General features: G+C 74.6%; 9 protein-coding genes. 3 read left to right on the plus strand and 6 right to left on the minus strand.

All coding sequences use genetic code 11. The features are described from left to right. Positions 1-15: 15 nt before the first annotated feature. From OV079_RS04975 to OV079_RS04990, 4 genes are read right to left on the minus strand one after another with little or no spacing between them, the layout of a single operon-like run. The gene (locus OV079_RS04975; protein WP_267766546.1) at positions 16-1113 is read right to left on the minus strand and encodes a hypothetical protein; all 1098 of its coding nucleotides are present in this window, start codon (positions 1111-1113) and stop codon (positions 16-18) included. Positions 1114-1118: 5 nt separating this feature from the next. Further along, complete coding sequence (locus OV079_RS04980) at positions 1119-2441, minus strand: DUF1552 domain-containing protein (protein ID WP_338089052.1); 1323 nt, start codon at positions 2439-2441, stop codon at positions 1119-1121. A gap of 16 nt (positions 2442-2457) precedes the next feature. Next, positions 2458-4512 (minus strand): DUF1592 domain-containing protein, encoded by a 2055-nt coding sequence (locus tag OV079_RS04985; protein ID WP_267778461.1) that lies wholly within the window; start codon positions 4510-4512, stop codon positions 2458-2460. Next, the gene (locus OV079_RS04990; RefSeq protein WP_267766547.1) at positions 4394-9538 is read right to left on the minus strand and encodes a cation-translocating P-type ATPase; all 5145 of its coding nucleotides are present in this window, start codon (positions 9536-9538) and stop codon (positions 4394-4396) included. The genes OV079_RS04985 and OV079_RS04990 overlap by 119 nt, the downstream gene beginning before the upstream one ends. Before the next feature lie 418 nt (positions 9539-9956). Here OV079_RS04990 and OV079_RS04995 point away from each other — a divergent pair, with 418 nt between their 5' ends. Continuing rightward, complete coding sequence (locus OV079_RS04995) at positions 9957-10946, plus strand: hypothetical protein (RefSeq protein WP_267766548.1); 990 nt, start codon at positions 9957-9959, stop codon at positions 10944-10946. Then, on the plus strand, positions 10943-11893 hold the full coding sequence (locus OV079_RS05000; RefSeq protein ID WP_267766550.1) for a hypothetical protein: 951 nt from the start codon (positions 10943-10945) through the stop codon (positions 11891-11893). The genes OV079_RS04995 and OV079_RS05000 overlap by 4 nt, the downstream gene beginning before the upstream one ends. Positions 11894-11976: 83 nt before the next feature. Here OV079_RS05000 and OV079_RS05005 read toward each other — a convergent pair whose 3' ends face one another. After that, the gene (locus OV079_RS05005) at positions 11977-12525 is read right to left on the minus strand and encodes a hypothetical protein (protein WP_267766551.1); all 549 of its coding nucleotides are present in this window, start codon (positions 12523-12525) and stop codon (positions 11977-11979) included. Between the two features lie 256 nt (positions 12526-12781). On the opposite strand from OV079_RS05005, the gene OV079_RS05010 reads away from it, so the two are divergent. Beyond that, complete coding sequence (locus tag OV079_RS05010) at positions 12782-14005, plus strand: FG-GAP repeat domain-containing protein (protein ID WP_267766552.1); 1224 nt, start codon at positions 12782-12784, stop codon at positions 14003-14005. Between the two features lie 177 nt (positions 14006-14182). On the opposite strand, the gene OV079_RS05015 is transcribed toward OV079_RS05010, so the two are convergent. Beyond that, positions 14183-15319: an STAS domain-containing protein gene (locus OV079_RS05015; protein ID WP_267766553.1), complete on the minus strand. Its 1137-nt coding sequence runs from the start codon at positions 15317-15319 to the stop codon at positions 14183-14185. Between the last annotated feature and the right edge of the window lie 187 nt (positions 15320-15506).

Raw genomic sequence — 15506 nt, forward strand, 5'->3', positions numbered from 1 at the left:
CGTTCAGGAATACCGTCAGCACGCGCGAGCGCGGCGGCGGCGGGGGAGGGCGAGCAGCAGGAGCAGCCAGGCGCCGGTCGGCGTGGCGCTGCGGCAGCCGCAGCCGGCTTCGTCGCCGGCCGCTTCGGCGTCGCCGGTGCTCGAGGCGGTGTCGCCGTCGGTGGCGGCGGCGGTGGTGGCCTCGCCGAGGGTGTCGGAGTCGCCGGTGGTCCCGGTGCCGCTCGAGGTGCCACCTTCGCTGCCGGTGTCGTCGCCGCTGTCGCTACCGCTCGCGGTCGGCTCGTCGCCGGTGTCGCCGGTGGTCGGGCTCTCCGGCCCGGCGCAGGCGGGGTGCGGATCGTCGGCGCCGCACTGGTGCTCGTCGAGCAGCCAGACCTCGGGACCTGTCCCCTGGACCAGGATCGGTCGGCCCGTCAGCGGCGTGCCCTCCGGCAGGCCGGCGATCGCGTCGGCCGGCATCACCGCGGCGGCGGCCGGGTCGAAGCGCCAGGCGGAGACGAGCTCGGGGACGACGAGGCGGCGAAAGCCCTGATCGAGCAGCCACAGCGGCGCGGTGGTGCCCTCGGCGACGGCGAGCTGCGGCGGACCGTCGACGGTGGTGCCGATCGGGGTGCCGGCGAGGTCGAGGTCGGCGACCTTCATCAGGTCGAAGTAGGTGGAGAAGTGCCACTGATCGAGGATCGAGGGTCCGGCGATGTGGCGCTTGACGCCGGCGACCACCGGCAGCGGCGGGCAGGCGTAGGTGGCGGGCGAGCCCGAGAGCTCGAGGTTGGGATCGCCGTTGGTGTCGATGCCGTAGGCGTGGACGATGTGCGGCTGGCCGTCGAGGCGGCTGAACGGGAGGACGCCGCGAAAGCCGTGCTGGCACTGCTCGCCGCGACAGCCGACGGCGAGGACCTGATTGGCGGTGAGCGGGACGCCGGTGGCGGTGGGCGAGCCGGCGGGGCCGTCGAAGTAGAGGTGGACGTCGATGGTGGTGGCAGGGGCGTCCGGATCATGAGCCCAGCCGGACACGCCGGCGCAGTCGGCAGTGACGGCGCCGACGGGCCCGGCGGCGCGGACGGCCGGCGCGACGCCGAGGAGGCCGAGGAGGACGAGGACCGAGCGGGTCATCGCGCTCACAGCAGGACGCCGTCGATGGTGGCGTTGCCGTCGTCGCCGAACACCGCGCCGTCGAAGCCGAAGCTGCCCTCGACGCCGTAGGCCTCGAGCAGCGTGACGTGCAGGTTGGCCAGCGGGGGCTGGCCGTCGACCGGGAACGCGAGCTTGCGGTTGCCGGTGGCGAGCACGCCGGCGCCGCCGAACAGCATCGGGCAGTTGTGGCCGTGGTCGTGGCCGTTGCCCTCGCCCATGCTGGCGATCCCCAGGACGATGGTCTCGTCGAGCAGGCTGGCGCCGGTGGTGCCGGGGGTGTCGCGCAGGAGCCCGAGCATGGCGCCGAACTGCTGGCACTGCCAGGTCTCGACCTTCTCGAGCCGATCCTTGGCGGCCTGATCGCCGAAGTGCGACAGGGCGTGGTGACCCCCGGGGGCGGCGAGGAAGTCGTGCGAGCGGCAGCTCAGGCCGAACTCGATCATGAAGGTCATGATCCGCGTCTGGTCGCACAGGAAGGCGAGGCGGATCAATTGGTGGAAGGCGTCGACGCGGCCGGCGTAGTCGAGGCCCGGCACCGGCGGCTGCGGATCGGCGGAGCACTCGGCGCCGCTGCTGGCGAGGCTGAGCTCGAGGTCGCGGAGGGCGTCGAAGTAGGCCTCGAGGGTGGTGCGGTCGGCGCTGCCGAGCTGCTGCTGGAGGACGCGCGCGTCGTCGCGGACGAAGTCGATGACCGACTGTTTGGTCTGGCGCCGCAGGTCGGCCGGAGGCCCGGTGAGGCCGTCGACGCCGGCGCCGAACAGGCGCTCGAAGGCGGCGCTCGGATCGATGGTGGCGACCAGCGGCGAGCCGGGGCCGGTCCACGAGATGCTCTGGGTGAAGGCGCACGAGGAGCCGCCGACGTCGCACGGGCCGGGCTCGCCGGCGCTCCACTGCAGCGACTTGAAGCGGGTGTCGGGCGCGAGCTGCTGGGCGAGCAGCTGATCGAGCGAGACCCCGTTCTGGCCGTTGCCGCTGAGGTCGACGATGTGCCGGCCGGTCATGATGGTGCCGGTGCCCATGGCGTGCGCGGCCCCGGGGCTGGCGATGGCGGCGTTGTTCGACAGGTTCTCGAAGGCGAGGGCCCGGTCGGCGAACGGCTGCAGCGCCGACGCCTGGGCCGGGAACACCAGCTGGCTGTCGACGAGCTGCGGCACCCACCACTCGGGCCGGCGACCGTTGGGGAAGTAATAGACGAGCAGCCGCGGCGCGGCCCGGCGGCGCTGGCCGTGGCGGGGCGGAAGTACTCGAGCGCGGGCAGGACGAGGCTCGCGGAGCCGACCCCGAGCAGCCAGCGACGGCGCGAGAATCGATGAGACACGGGCATCACTTTTCTCCGAGAGCGGCCGGCGAGCGGAAGGCCGGGGTGTGGACGATGGCGTCGATGAGCTCGCCGAGGGTGTAGTCCTCGGCCGTGGCGGTGACGGCGATCTCCGCGAGGAAGTCGGCGTCGTAGAGGGCGCCCGGTCGACCGGCGGCGTAGGTGAAGAGCTTGCGGGTGAGGCAGCCGACGAACACCTCGCTGCCGTCGTAGAGCGCGGCCAGCTCGGCGGCGCCCTCGAAGGTGCGACCGTCGGGCAGCTCGCCGAGGTTGTCGAGGTTCGGATCGAAGACGGGCTGGGCGACGCCGTCGTACTCCTCGAGGCCGATGCCGAGGACGTCGAGGAGGGCGTGACAGCCGGCGCAGGTCGGATCGGAGCGGTGCTTCTCGAGAGCCTCGCGCACCGAGCCGGCGCCGCCGAGGTCGGGCGGCTCGAACACGAGGCCGGGCGGCGGCGGGGCGACGGGCGAGCAGAGCAGCTTCTCCGACAACCAGCGGCCGCGGCGGATCGGCGAGGAGTGCTCGGCGTCGGAGGTGGCGGTGAGCCAGGCGCCGAGGGTCAGGAGGCCGCGCCGCTCGTCGTCGCCGACGGGGATCCGCACGAGCTCGCTCGAGCCGACCGGCGGCAGGCCGTAGTGGGTGGCCAGGCGATCGTTGCGGTAGGCGAAGTCGGGGTCGAGGATGGCGGCGACGGGCAGGCCGTTGTGGAAGAAGTCGCCGAAGAACCGCTTGGACTCGGCGGTCATGGCGGCGCGCACGTCGTCGTCGAAGCCGGGGAACTTGTCGGGGCTGGGGCTGAAGCTCTGCAGGTGCCGCGTCGACAGCCACTGCTCGGCGAAGCCGTCGAGCAAGGCGCTGGCCCTGGGGTCGTCGAGCATGAAGGCGACGGCCTCGGACAGGCCCTCGTCGGTGGCGAGCCGACCCTCGGCGGCCATGTCGAACAGCCGCTGGTCGGGCATCGAGCTCCACAGGAAGTACGACAGCCGGCTGGCGAGCACGTAGTCGTCGAGCCAACCCTCGCGGTCGGCGTCGGCGGTGGTGCGGGCGCGGTAGAAGAACCGCGGCGAGAGCATGACGGCGCGCATGACGAGTCGCAGCGCCTCGTCGGCGGTCTCGCCCTGCTCGCGCAGGCGGGTGAAGAGATCGACGAGGCCGACCTCGTCGGTGGGGTCGAGCGGGCGCCGCCAGGCGCGGAAGGCGAAGTTTTTGACGATCTGCGCGTAGCAGTCGAGGTCGCCCTCGCCCTGCGGCGCGCACACGTAGACGCGATCGTGACCTGGCCCCGAGGTCAGCTCGAGCGAGCGCACGCCGAGGCCGGCGACGAAGATGTTATTGAAAGTGTTCTCGGCGGGGAGGTTGACCCAGTTGGTCGGGATGACCTCGATGGTGTGGACGCCGGGGGTGAGGTGGATCGGCTGGACGTGCTCGGCGGGGATCGCCGAGCTGCCCTGGACGGCGAACACCGGCAGCGAGACGCCGTTGACGCGCAGCCGGGCCTCCGCGGCCGGGGCCGGACCGCCGACGCCGGCGCCGGCGCGCAGGACGATCTGGGCGTCGGTGGCCGCGGGCACGCTGACCTGGACGCCGAGGACGTTGCCGCTGAGCGCCCACAGCTCGCCGATCGAGTAGCCGGGGGCGGGGACGGCGAGCTGGTCGCCGGTGAATTCGGCGGCGAAGGCCGGACGATCGGCGAGCGCGTCGGCGATGACGTCGCGCGCGGCAGTGTCGTAGGCGTCGAGCAAGGTGGCCGACATGTGCAGCTGGCTGGCCATGTTGTCGAAGCCGTTGGCCTCCGGATCGGGCCCGAAGGCGTCGGCGGGCCGCAGCTTGGTGCCCAGCAGGTCGCGCACGGTGTTGTTGTATTCGAGGCGGTTGAGCCGGTGCAGCGGCTGGGCCGGCTGCTCGGGGCCGTCGTCGCCGGCGGTGGTGTCGTCGGCTCCGTCAGTGGTATCGGCGGCGGTCCCCGCGGCGCCGGTGCTGTCGCCGGTGGACGCCGCGGAGGAGGCCTGGGCGGGGCCGTCGTCGCGGTAGCAACCGATGGTCAGCAGGGCGCCGGACAGGACGCCGGCGAGGAGGATGCGCGGTGAAGGGCTCGCCGACGAACGATCGCGCGCGGGCCAGGACAGCAGAGCGAGTGGTGCAGGCATGGACGGCGCCGATGCGTAAGGATCGACCAGACGCGACCATAGCCAGGCTCTGCACGGGTGAGAAGAGCGAACCGCGGTTCACCCGAAGTCCGGTGAGCCGGTGAGACCAGGAGTCCGCGGGTGCGGGCGCGCGAGGAGGCAAGGGGGCGTGGTCGCACGGGGAGAGTGTGTCGGCCACGCTCGCCGAGCGCGGGACTGCCGCGTCACGCGGTCCGCGCGGGCGCGTCTGTGGATTCGATGGGGTGCGCGCGGGATGAGATGACCCAAAGGACATGTGTGGAGGTGCCGGGTCGGGAGCCGGAGGCGCGACCGTGGGCCGGCGCTCGGGCGTTCGCAGGCCGCGCTGGCCCCGAGGACATGCGCGTGAGCGCCGAGCTGCGAGCCGGGGGCGCGCTCGCGGGTGGGCGGGTTCGCGGGTCGTTCGCATGAGATGTCCCGAGGGCCAGGCGCGCCGAGATCGCGGGTCCGGGACAATCACATGTCCCAGGAGACATGTGTCGACGACACTGCTTCGGTCACGCGGCCGACTTGCCGAGGCGGATCTCGACGTCCACCGGTGGTTCGGGGCGCGGGCGGCGGGTGGCCAGGCGGGCGCGGGCGCGGGCGACCAGCGGCGGGCCGACGACCGAGGCGGCGGTGGCGGTGGTGGCCGAGGCGGCGGCGATCCCGAGGCCGACGGGGCCGAGCGGGCGGCAGCCGAACAGGTGACTGAGGCCGGGGGTCTCGACGACCGCGAGCATGACGGCGAGCGAGCCCAGACCGGTGACGAGGACCTCGCGACTGAGCTTGCCGGCGACGAGGGTCTGGCCCAGTGGCTGCCGACGAGGGCGAGCAGGCCGACGGTGGAGGCGCCCCGGCGACCGCCGGGCAGGACGTGGGCGGCCATCCACGCCGCTCCGGCGCCGCCGGCGGTGGTGATGGCGCGCAGGGTGATGTCGCGGTCGAGGGCCTCGCCGAGGGCGACCTCTGGCCCTTCGGACAGGAGGTGGCGCAGGCTCTCGGGCGCGGGCGGGCGCAGGGCGATCGCCATGGTCGGGGCGACGTCGGTGAGGAGGTTGACGAGGAGGAGCTGGCGGGCGTTGAGCGCGCTGCCGCCGAACAGGCCGGACAGCAGCGAGAAGCCGATCTCGCCGAGGTTGCCGCCGGTGAGGATGGCGACGGCGTCGCGCACGGCCGACCACATGGCCCGGCCCTCGGCGATGGCGTCGACGATGGTGTCGATGCGCTCGTCGACGACCAGGAGGTCGGCGGCGTCGCGGGCGGCCAGGGTGGCGCGGGCGCCGAGCGCGATGCCGACGTCGGCCAGGCGGATCGCGGCGGCGTCGTTGGCCCCGTCGCCGGTCATGCCGACCACCCGCCCGGCCCGCTGCAAGGCCTTGACGATCCGCACCTTGTGCGTCGGGGTGGCGCGGGCGATCACGCCGATGTCGGGCAGGGCGGCGTCGAGTGCTTCATCGGACATGTCCTCGAGTTCAGGTCCGGTGAGGACGTCGCGCCCGCCGAGGAGGCCGAGCTGGTCGGCGATCCGGCGGGCGGTCCGCGGGTGATCGCCGGTGATCATGATGAGGTCGACGCGGGCCTCCTGCAGGCGGACGATCGCCGCGGCCGCGGAGGCGCGCGGGGGGTCGCTGAGGAGGATGAAGCCGCAGAAGCGCAGGCGATCGATGCGGGCGTCGTCGAGGTCGCGCTCCTCGCTGGCGGGCCGCTCGGCGATCGCCAGCACCCGCAGGCCCTCGCCCGCGAGCGCCTCGGCGCGCGTGAGCACGGCGTCGCGCTCGGCCGGATCGAGGTCGCAGCGGCGCAGGACGACCTCGGGCGCGCCCTTGACGGTGAGGCGCAGGCCGGCGTCGGTGATGCCGAGGACGGCGTGGTAGCCGCGACCTGGCTCGAAGGGCATCTCGTGCAGGCGCAGCCAGCCGGGCACGTCGAGCTCGGGGACGATGCCGACGCCGGCGGCGCCGTCGACGATCGCGCGGTCGGTCGGGTGCGGCAGGTGGCCGTTGGTGGCCGGCGAGGCGCGCAAGGCCGCGGCCAGCAAGGCGCGGGCCCACTCGGGCGGCTCGCCGTCGCCGAGAGCGGCGCTGCGCTCGGCGTCGGCGAGGCCGTGGAGGTGGATCTGGCCCTCGGTGAGGGTGCCGGTCTTGTCGGCGCAGAGGACGTCGAGCCGGCCCAGGGCCTCGACGGTCCGCGGGTTGCGGACGAGGGCGCCGCGCTGCGACAGCCGCCGCGAGGCCGCGAGCTGGGCGACGGTGGCGAGCAGCGGCAGGCCCTCGGGCACGGCGGCGATCGTCATGCTGATGCCGAGGTCGATGAGGCCGTGGATGTCCTGGTGGCGGAACAGGCCGGCGCCGACGAGCAAGGCGCCGCTGAGGCCGGCGATCGGCAGGGTGCTCTCGGTCAGCTTGCGCAGGCGGGCCTCGACGCCGGTCTCGGGGCTGAGCTCGCGCAGGGCGAACAGGCCGCGCCGCGCCTCGGTGTCGGGGCCGGTGGCGACGACGACGGCGCGCGCGACCCCGGCCGCGATCGCGGTGCCCTCGTACAGCATGCTGCTGCGGTCGGCGATCGCGGCGGCGTAGGAGGGCGCCGGGTCCTTGGCGATCGGCAGCGACTCGCCGGTGAGGCTCGACTCGTCGACCTCGAGGTCGTCGGCGGCGAGGAGGCGGCAGTCGGCCGGGACGACCTCGCCGGCGTGCAGCTCGACGATGTCGCCCTCGACCAACTCGTCGGCGGCGATCGGGCGCTCGCGGCCGCCGCGGCGGGTGCGGACGGCGGGGCGCTCGCGGTCGGCGAGGGCGGCGATGGCCCCCTCGGCCTGGTAGCGCTCGGCGCCGCCGATGACCGCGTTGAAGCCGAACACGGCGGTGATGAGGCCGGCGTCGAGGAACGAGCCGGTGACGGCCGAGAGCGCGGCGCCGGTGACGAGCACGGGGGTGAGCGGGTTGACGATCTCGTGGGCCACGGCGCGCGCGAGCCGGACCGGGCGCGAGGCCAGCCGCGGCGGCTCGTGCCGGCGCTCGGCGGCCAGCGAGTCGGGCAGGCCGGCCTCCGCGCTGGCGCCCAGGCGGGCGAGCACGAGCTCGGGCGCGAGCCGGTGCCACGGGGTCGGATCGACCGCGGGCGGGGGCGGCCGTCTGGCCAAAAGGACAGCTCGCCGCAGGCCGTTGGCGAGGGCGACCACGCTGGCGGCGTAGGTGGCGAGCATGACCTGCTGCGGGCGGGTCTTCTTGAGCCCGCCGAGCGCGATCGCGGCCCCCAGCGCGGCGCCGACGCCGGCGAGGACGACGCTCTGCTCGGCGACCTGGCGGGCGACGACGCAGGCGTCGACGACGAAGGTGGCGTCGGCGAGGTCGTCGCGCAGCAGGATGTCGGCGGTCCACGGCGGGTGCGTGGGATCGAGGGCGAGGCCGAGGCCGACGTCGGCGGCGGCGAGGGCGACGCGATCGCGGGCGGACAGCACGGCGACGACGCGACCGTGGCGCTGCAGGCCGTCGACGGCGTCGGCCAGGTGCGCGGGGGCGATCCGCTCGTGCGCGGTGAGGACGCGCGCCAGCGCCGGGTCGTCGCAGGCGAGCACGAAGTGCAGGCGCGAGTGACGGATCGCGGCCAGCAGGGCGTCGGCGCCGCGGCGCAGGGCGGGCCGCAGGTGGACCACCGCGACCGGCTCGCCGCGGTGGGCGAGCAGCAGGGAGTCGCCCGTCCAGGTCTCGACCGCGGCGCGCAGCGGGCCGCGCCAGTCGGGCGGGGCGAGCGCGGCGGGCGGGCCGATCGACCAGTCCTCATGGACATGTACCGAAGACCAGTCGTCCTCGCGGAACAACATGCCGGCGTGGTGGACGACCGGCTCGCGGGCGACGCCGGGCGCGGGGACGACCGCGGCCATGGTGCGGGCGTCGGTGAGGAGGGCGCCGGCGTCGACGACGAGGGTGTCGACGCGGTCGAACAGGCGCACCGCGGCGTTGCGCAGGACGAGGCAGCGGCGCCGACCGAGAGCGACGCCGAGCTCGGCGGCGAAGATCGTGCGGCCGTAGAAGGCGGCCTTCGGCAGGCCGCCGAACAGCGGGGTGAGGGCGGACTCGAGGTTGTGGGTGTCGGCGATGCCGACGACGAAGCCGCCCAGCGAGGCGAACAGGGCGTCGTCGGCGTAGCGCTCGATGATGCTGTCGGGCAGCGGCGCCGGCCGCTCGCGCGCGGGCAGCGGGGCGAGCCGCGCGGGCGACCCCGGGTCGCCGCACAGCTCGGGCTCGCGCTCGATCCAGGCGGCGCAGCGCGACCGCTCGGCCCGCAGCTTGACGGTCTGCACGACCATGTCGACGAGCAGGCCGATAGGCCCGGCGCCGACGGCCTGGACGACCGCGTTGGTGATGCCGACGCCGACCTCGGTGGCGGCCGGGCCGAGCCGGTCGACCAGCAGCTTGCGCAGCCGCGGGGTGTTGTCGACGACGGTCATCAGCGCGGCGAGGTCGAAGCCGGCCCGGCTCGGGGCGAAGTCGACGAGCCGCAGCGCGCTGCCGAGGACGACGCCGAATGCGTCGGCCCCGAGGTCGACGGCCTTGCGCAGGAGCGGCTCGCGGTCGCCGGGGTAGTCGGGGATGGTCTCGGCGAACGGGAGGTCGTGCAGCCCGAGCCGCAGCTCGATGGCGTCGACGATCCGCGCGAGGGTGTCGGGGGTCCACACGCCGGGGTCGTAGTCGACGAGCGCGCGGCCGACGAGGCCGTTGATCCGCACGCCCCGGATGCCGCCGAGGCCCTCGAAGGTGGCCTCGACGGCGTCGGCGAACCGCTGGAAGTCGGCCTCGTCGAGGGAGCGCAGCTCGATGTGCGCCCGCACGCCGTCGGTCCAGGTCCGCCGGTGGCGATGACCGAACAGGTTGACCGCGGTGCGCAGCCACGAGGGCGGGCGCAGCGGCGGGATCGAGGCGAGGCGATCGAACAGGCCCACGCGCGAAAGATGGGCCGGGTGGGCGAAGACGGCGGAGAAAATCGCCGCGCGGCGAGGAGCGCCCGCGCGAGCCACGGCGGCGCCGGCGGCCGTGTCCCGCGTTCGCCCCGCGCGCGCCAGACTCGGCGGGGCACCGCGCAGCGAGCTCGAGCGAGCTGATGTTGCCTGTCTTAAGGGACATCCGGGGCCGTGGCGGGGCGCCGGATACGAGGATGTCCTGGCGGACATGTCATCTGTCCGCGAGGACATGCGGTGCTCCGGCGCGGGGGGCGGAGGCTGTCCTTCGGGACAGGCTTGGGCGCGCCGCTTCGGCAGTTTCCCGAGGATACGTCTCCAGTCGCGCGCGGCCTCCGGCCCGCGGGTGGGGGTTCAGGACGACTCGTTGACAGGCCGGAGGGCCGCGGAAACCATGTTCGCCATGGCGGCGAGACGGGCGCGGGCGGGGATGGCGTGGGTGTTCGGGCTGGCGGCGTGCGGCGGCGATCCGGCCGCGACGACCGACGGGGCGACGACGAGCGAGGCGACGGGCAGCGACACGTCGACGACGACGGGCGGCGGGCCGACGACGACGGAGGCGCCGACGACCAGGAGCTCGCCGGGGACGGGCAGCGAGACGGGCACGACGACGACCGCGGCGACGACGGAGGATACGAGCGAGCCGACCACCGAGACGGCGACGACCGGCGACCCCGGCGTCGAGCTCGGGCCGCCGGTGCTGCGGATCAACGTCGGCGGCCCGGCCGTCGGCGAGTTCTTGGCCGACGACGGGCCCGAGTCGCCGTACCGCGCGAGCCCCGACACGCAGGTGTTCGCCGCCGACGCGGTGGTCGCCGGGCCGAGCGTGCCGGCCGACCTGCCGCTCGAGGTGCTGGCGACCGGGCGCGTCGAGCCGGACGAGCTGGCCGGAGGGACAGGTCAGCTGCGCTACAGCGTGCCGGTCGAGCCGGGCCCGTATCAGCTGCGGCTGCACTTCTCGGGGCCGTCGCAGGGGCCGGGCACGCGGCTGGCGCAGCTGTGGATCGACGGGGCGACGGTGGGCGAGCCGATCGACGTGTCGGCGCTGACGGCCGGCGACGCGAGCGGGTCGGTGACGGTCGAGATCACCGCCGACGCGTGGCTTGACGTCGAGCTGGTGCGCGCGCCGGGCAGCGAGATGCCGCTGCTGTCGGCGCTCGAGCTGTTCGGCGACGGCGGGCTGCGCGACGGGCCGGCGGGGGCGGTCCGGCACATCACGCCAGAGGGCAGTGGCAGCGGGGACAGCGTCGACGACGCGGCCGGGCTCGGCCAGCTGGGGGCGCTGATCGCCGCGTCGGCGCCCGGCGACGAGGTGTGGATCCACGCCGGCGACTACGCGGCCGGTGGCGAATTCTCATCGCCAGCGGCGGGACCGCGGAGGCGCCGATCGTGATCCGCGGGGTCGGGGCCGACTGGCACTCGCCGGGGCGGCCGCGGATCGTGGGTACGCGGCAAAACCCGTGGACGGCCGAGGGGGCGATCGGCGGGACCGTGTTCCGCCTGACGGGCGGCGCGGACCACCTGCAATTCGTCAACCTCGGCTTCGCCGACCAGGGCAACGGCTGCTGGCGCGTGGCCCAGCCGATCGCGGGGCTGCGGCTCGACAACATCGTCGCCACCAACGTCCATCGTCTACTCGAGAACTTCGTCGGCGGCGACGACACCGACGCGTCGATCACCGGCCTGGTGATGAAGGACGTGTCGGTCCGTGGCTACGCCCGCGCGGTGACGCGGCTGCAGTACGAGACGAGCGAGGTGCTGCTCGAGGACGTGTTCGGCGACTCGGAGGCGCAGCCGTTCGAGTCGTTCTCGACCGGGGTGACGCTGTACGAGGCGGCCCACCACGTGACGCTGCGGCGGGCGGTGATGCTGAACCACCAGCAGGTCGACGTCGAGGGCTATTGGAACGCCGACGGGTTCTCGACCGAGCGCGACAACCACGCGATCCGCTTCGAGGACACCTACGCGGCCGGCAACACCGACGGCGGCTACGACCTCAAGTCGACCGACACGACGCTCCTGCGCGCGGTCGCGGTCGACAACAAGCGCAACTTCCGGCTGTGGGGCCAGATCGCCATGGAGCAGTGCGTCGGCCTCGCCCCGCACAAGCGCGGCGGCTCGGGCACGCAGGCCCAGGTCCACGGCAACCCGGAGGGGGTGTTCACGGTCACCGACTCGCGCTTCGTCGACGACGACCCGGCGACCATCGTGTTCGACCTCGACGACGACGCCGCGGGGACGGTGGTCGGCGGCTGCGTCGAGCACCACCCGGACGCGAGCTACCAGACGGTCGAGCCGGCCGCGAGCCTGATGCTCACGGACGTGGCCGACGGCTGCTGAGGCGGCCTGAGCGTTCGGACATGCCCCCGAGGACATGTCCCTGGGGGCATCGACCCGGGGACATGTCGCGCGGGACAGGCGCGTCAGACCTCGACGATGCGGCCCTGGACCGGGGCGAAGCAGCGGACCTTGAGGGCGTCGGCCTCGGCCCGCGGCTCGGCGGACAGCGGGGCCTCGGAGATCAGCCAGACCTGGCCCTCGGGGAAGGAGGCGTCGGCGAGGCGCTTGCGGGCGTCGCCGGCGAGGGCGGCGAGCTGGTGGTCGTCGAGCTCGGCCCCGCGAGCGGCGCACAGGACGGCCAGCGCAGGGGCGGAGCGGTCGAGGCGGCGGCCGACGGCGAAGGAGGCGATGCTGAGGCCGCCGAGCGCGTAGCCGGTGATGGCCCGCACCGAGGCGGCCGAAGACGGCTGACCCTCGGCCTTGGCCGGGCGGGCACCCGCCATCAGCGCCATGGCGGCCGCGAACAGGCCGACCATGCCGCCGAACTTGAGGCCGAGCGCAGCCTTGCGAGGGACACGGGCGCGCACCTCGTCGACGGCGGGCGCGACGGACTTCGGCTCACCCTCGACGCGGACGCCCGCCTGCGAATAGAGCCACGGTACGCAACGCTCGCCGGAGAAGGTCTTGGACATGAGAGCAGGTCTAGCAGACCGGAGACGACGACTGACCTTTCTTGCGCGATAGCACGACGTGGGCTGTGCGACTCGTCCACCGCGACGGCCGAGGCTGCTGTCGCCGCGCCCGGCGGAGCGAGCGGCCCGGGCCTCGGTCCTCGCGAGCCGTGTGCGAACGGTGCTCGGGGGCCAGAGAAGCAGTGTGTCTTGAGCCGTTGACGACGGCGCTGCGCGGGGCGCACCGGGCCGCCGCGGCGTGATACGGTGGCCCGGCATGCGCTCTCCAACGGTCGTTCTCTTCGCGCTGACGTGGGCGTGCGGCGGGCGCGAGCTGCCGGGACAGACCGACGCGGGCGGCCCGGCGACGACCAGCAGCGGCGACGCGCCCGCCTCGACGACTGCGGCGCCGACGACCGGCGAGGCGCCGACGACCGGCGAGGCGATGACGGCGCCTGCGCCCGACACGTGCGGCGACGGCGTGGTCGAGCCGGGCGAGGTCTGCCTCGGGACGCTGCGGCAGATCGACGCCGGCGCGGTGCGCCGGCTGTGGACCGCGGACGTCGACGGCGACGGCCGCGTCGACGTGGTGACGCCGGCGGGGCTGTGGCTGCAGCGCGACGGCTGGCTCGAACCGGGCCCGGCGTTGCCGCTCGCGCCGGCCGGCATCGGCGACTTCGACGGCGACGGGCGCGTCGACCTGCTCGCCCACGACGTGGACGTGCGCGCTCTGGCGTGGAGTCGCGGCGACGGCCAGGGCAGCTTCGGCGCGCCGATCGTCGCCGACGTGAGCGATCTGCGGACCCCGTGGGTGGCGGACGTCGACGGCGACGGGCGCAGCGACATCGTGGCCCAGGCGCCGGAGCTCGACGCGCTGCGCACCTACGCGGCCGCCGACGGCGGTCCGTTCGCGCCGCTGGAGATCGCGCCGATGTCGCGGTGGGCGGCGGTCACCGGCATCGGCGACGGCAACGGCGACGGCTTCCCCGACGTGCTCGTGACCGAGTCCGATACGACGACGCCGTGGTGGGGGCAGGGCGACGGGACCTTCGCCGAGTCGACCGAGCCGTTGCCGCCGCAGGCGAGCTACGCGCTGGCGGACCTCGAGGGCGACGGCGTCGACGAGCTGCTGTTCGCGTACGCCGAGGCGCGGTGGGACGAGGGGTTCCACGCCGCGGGGGCCATGTGGCTGATCGGGGCGCCCGCGGAGTGGCCCGTCGCGCAGGTCGAGCTGGCGGACGTGGCGATCCGCCAGATCGCCGGGGACGTGAGCCACGACGGCCTGGCGGACGTGATCGTGGCCCGCCTCGACGGGCCGGGGCGCCAGGTGCTCGAGGTCCTGTGCAGCGCGCCGGGGCGCCAGCTGAGCGGTTGCGCCAGCGTGCCGCTCGCGGCGGAGGTCGAGGCGCTGGCGGCCGCGGACGTGACCGCCGACGGCGCGCTCGACGTGGTGTTCGCGGCCGGCGAGGCCGGGCTGTGGGCCGTCGTGGCCGCGCCGTGAAGGCTCGATTCAATGTCCGTACGGGCAGTCCACGCGGACATGCTCGGAACCGAGGGACGCGCCGGATGTGGCTCGATGGTCATGTCCCGAGGGAAATGTCTGTACGAGCATGTCCCATGCGGCATGTATTTTGGGGCATTCCCCATGGGACACGGACGCCGTCGCGCTCGCCCGGCCTCAGCGGCCGGCGAGCGCGTGCTCGACGCTCTGATGACAGCGGACCTCCGACAGGTCGACGCCGGCGTCGACGATCGCGCGGGCCAGCGGCGGACGCACGCCGCTGAGCGCGGCGGAGACGCCCTGGAGGCGCAGGACACGGACGATCCGCAGCACCCCGGCGGCGACCTCGGCGTCGTCGACGGCGGCGCCGGTGAGGTCGAGGACGACGCGGTCGACGCGGCCGCGGCCGGTGTGGTCGAGGAGGGCGGCGAGGGCGACGTCGACGCGCTGGCGGTCGAGGGCGCCGATCAGCGGCAAGGCGAGCACGCGGGCGCCGACCTGGATGACGGGCGCGGCCAGGCGCAGCAGGGTGTCGGCCTGCGCGGCGATCTGCTGCCGGTTGCGCTCGAGCTCGGCGAGGTGGGCGCGGCGCTCGGTGATGTCGGTCTGGGTGACGAGCAGCGCCGGCGCGCCGGTGACCGGGTCGAGGCTGCGGCGGATCGCGGTGTCGTACCAGCGCGCGCCGGTGGTGGTGCGCACCGCGACGTCGAGGCGCACGGGCTCGCCCGCGAGGCGGCGGCGCAGCTCGGACGCCTGGGGCGGATCGACGAAGCTGGCGGCGAAGGCGTCGCCGGAGCCCATGTCGCCGAGCGCCGCCACGGCCGCGGGGTTGCGCATGAGCACCTCGCCCGCGTCGCCGTAGAGCGAGACGAGCTCGCCGAGGTAGCGCAGCGCCTCGATGCCGCGGCGATCTTGCAGCTCGGCCTCGGCGTCGCCGAGCACGCGGGCCTCGACCAGCATGCCGAGCCGGACCGGCTCGCCGGGGCCGTCGGCGATCCGGATGCCCTGCTGGCGACACTCGGCGACGAACGGTCTGGCGTGATCGGGGTAGAGGGTCCAGCGATCGACGGCCCGCTCGCCGCGTTCGAGGCGGCGCTGGAGCTGCTCGAGGCGCAGCCGCGAGGTCGGCGACGGGCCCGGCCCCGCCGCGCTGGCGGCCAGCAGGTGCGCGCGGCTCTCGGCGCCCCACATCGGCACGCAGGCGAGGTTGGCCCACCACTGGTGGCCGCGCTCGAGATCGACGATCCACACCGGCGTGCTCAGGACGTCGAACAGGGCCAGGTCGCCGGGGAGATAGACGGTATCGGTGGCCATGCGGCGATGTGCGTGGAGGCTAGCGCGTCTGCGACCTGTCGCCCGTCGTCTGCCGGAGCGTACCGGGGGGTCCCCTGCGGGCGCGCGCTGCTCGCCGGACAGGCGCGGGGACGATCGCGCGGGCTCCTGGATGCACGCGGGAGAGGTCGTCGGACCGCGCATCGATTGCGCAGAGGGCCGCGCGACG

It is taken from the genome of Nannocystis pusilla (assembly GCF_026626665.1).
Taxonomy (GTDB): domain Bacteria; phylum Myxococcota_A; class Polyangia; order Nannocystales; family Nannocystaceae; genus Nannocystis; species Nannocystis pusilla.

Bases quoted from the DNA above. Each gene is read 5' to 3' on its own strand.
- OV079_RS05005 (WP_267766551.1), bottom strand. From the start codon at position 12,525: ATGTCCAAGACCTTCTCCGGCGAGCGTTGCGTACCGTGGCTCTATTCG.
- OV079_RS05010 (WP_267766552.1), top strand. From the start codon at position 12,782: ATGCGCTCTCCAACGGTCGTTCTCTTCGCGCTGACGTGGGCGTGCGGC.
- OV079_RS05015 (WP_267766553.1), bottom strand. From the start codon at position 15,319: ATGGCCACCGATACCGTCTATCTCCCCGGCGACCTGGCCCTGTTCGAC.
- OV079_RS04995 (WP_267766548.1), top strand. From the start codon at position 9,957: ATGGCGGCGAGACGGGCGCGGGCGGGGATGGCGTGGGTGTTCGGGCTG.
- OV079_RS04975 (WP_267766546.1), bottom strand. From the start codon at position 1,113: ATGACCCGCTCGGTCCTCGTCCTCCTCGGCCTCCTCGGCGTCGCGCCG.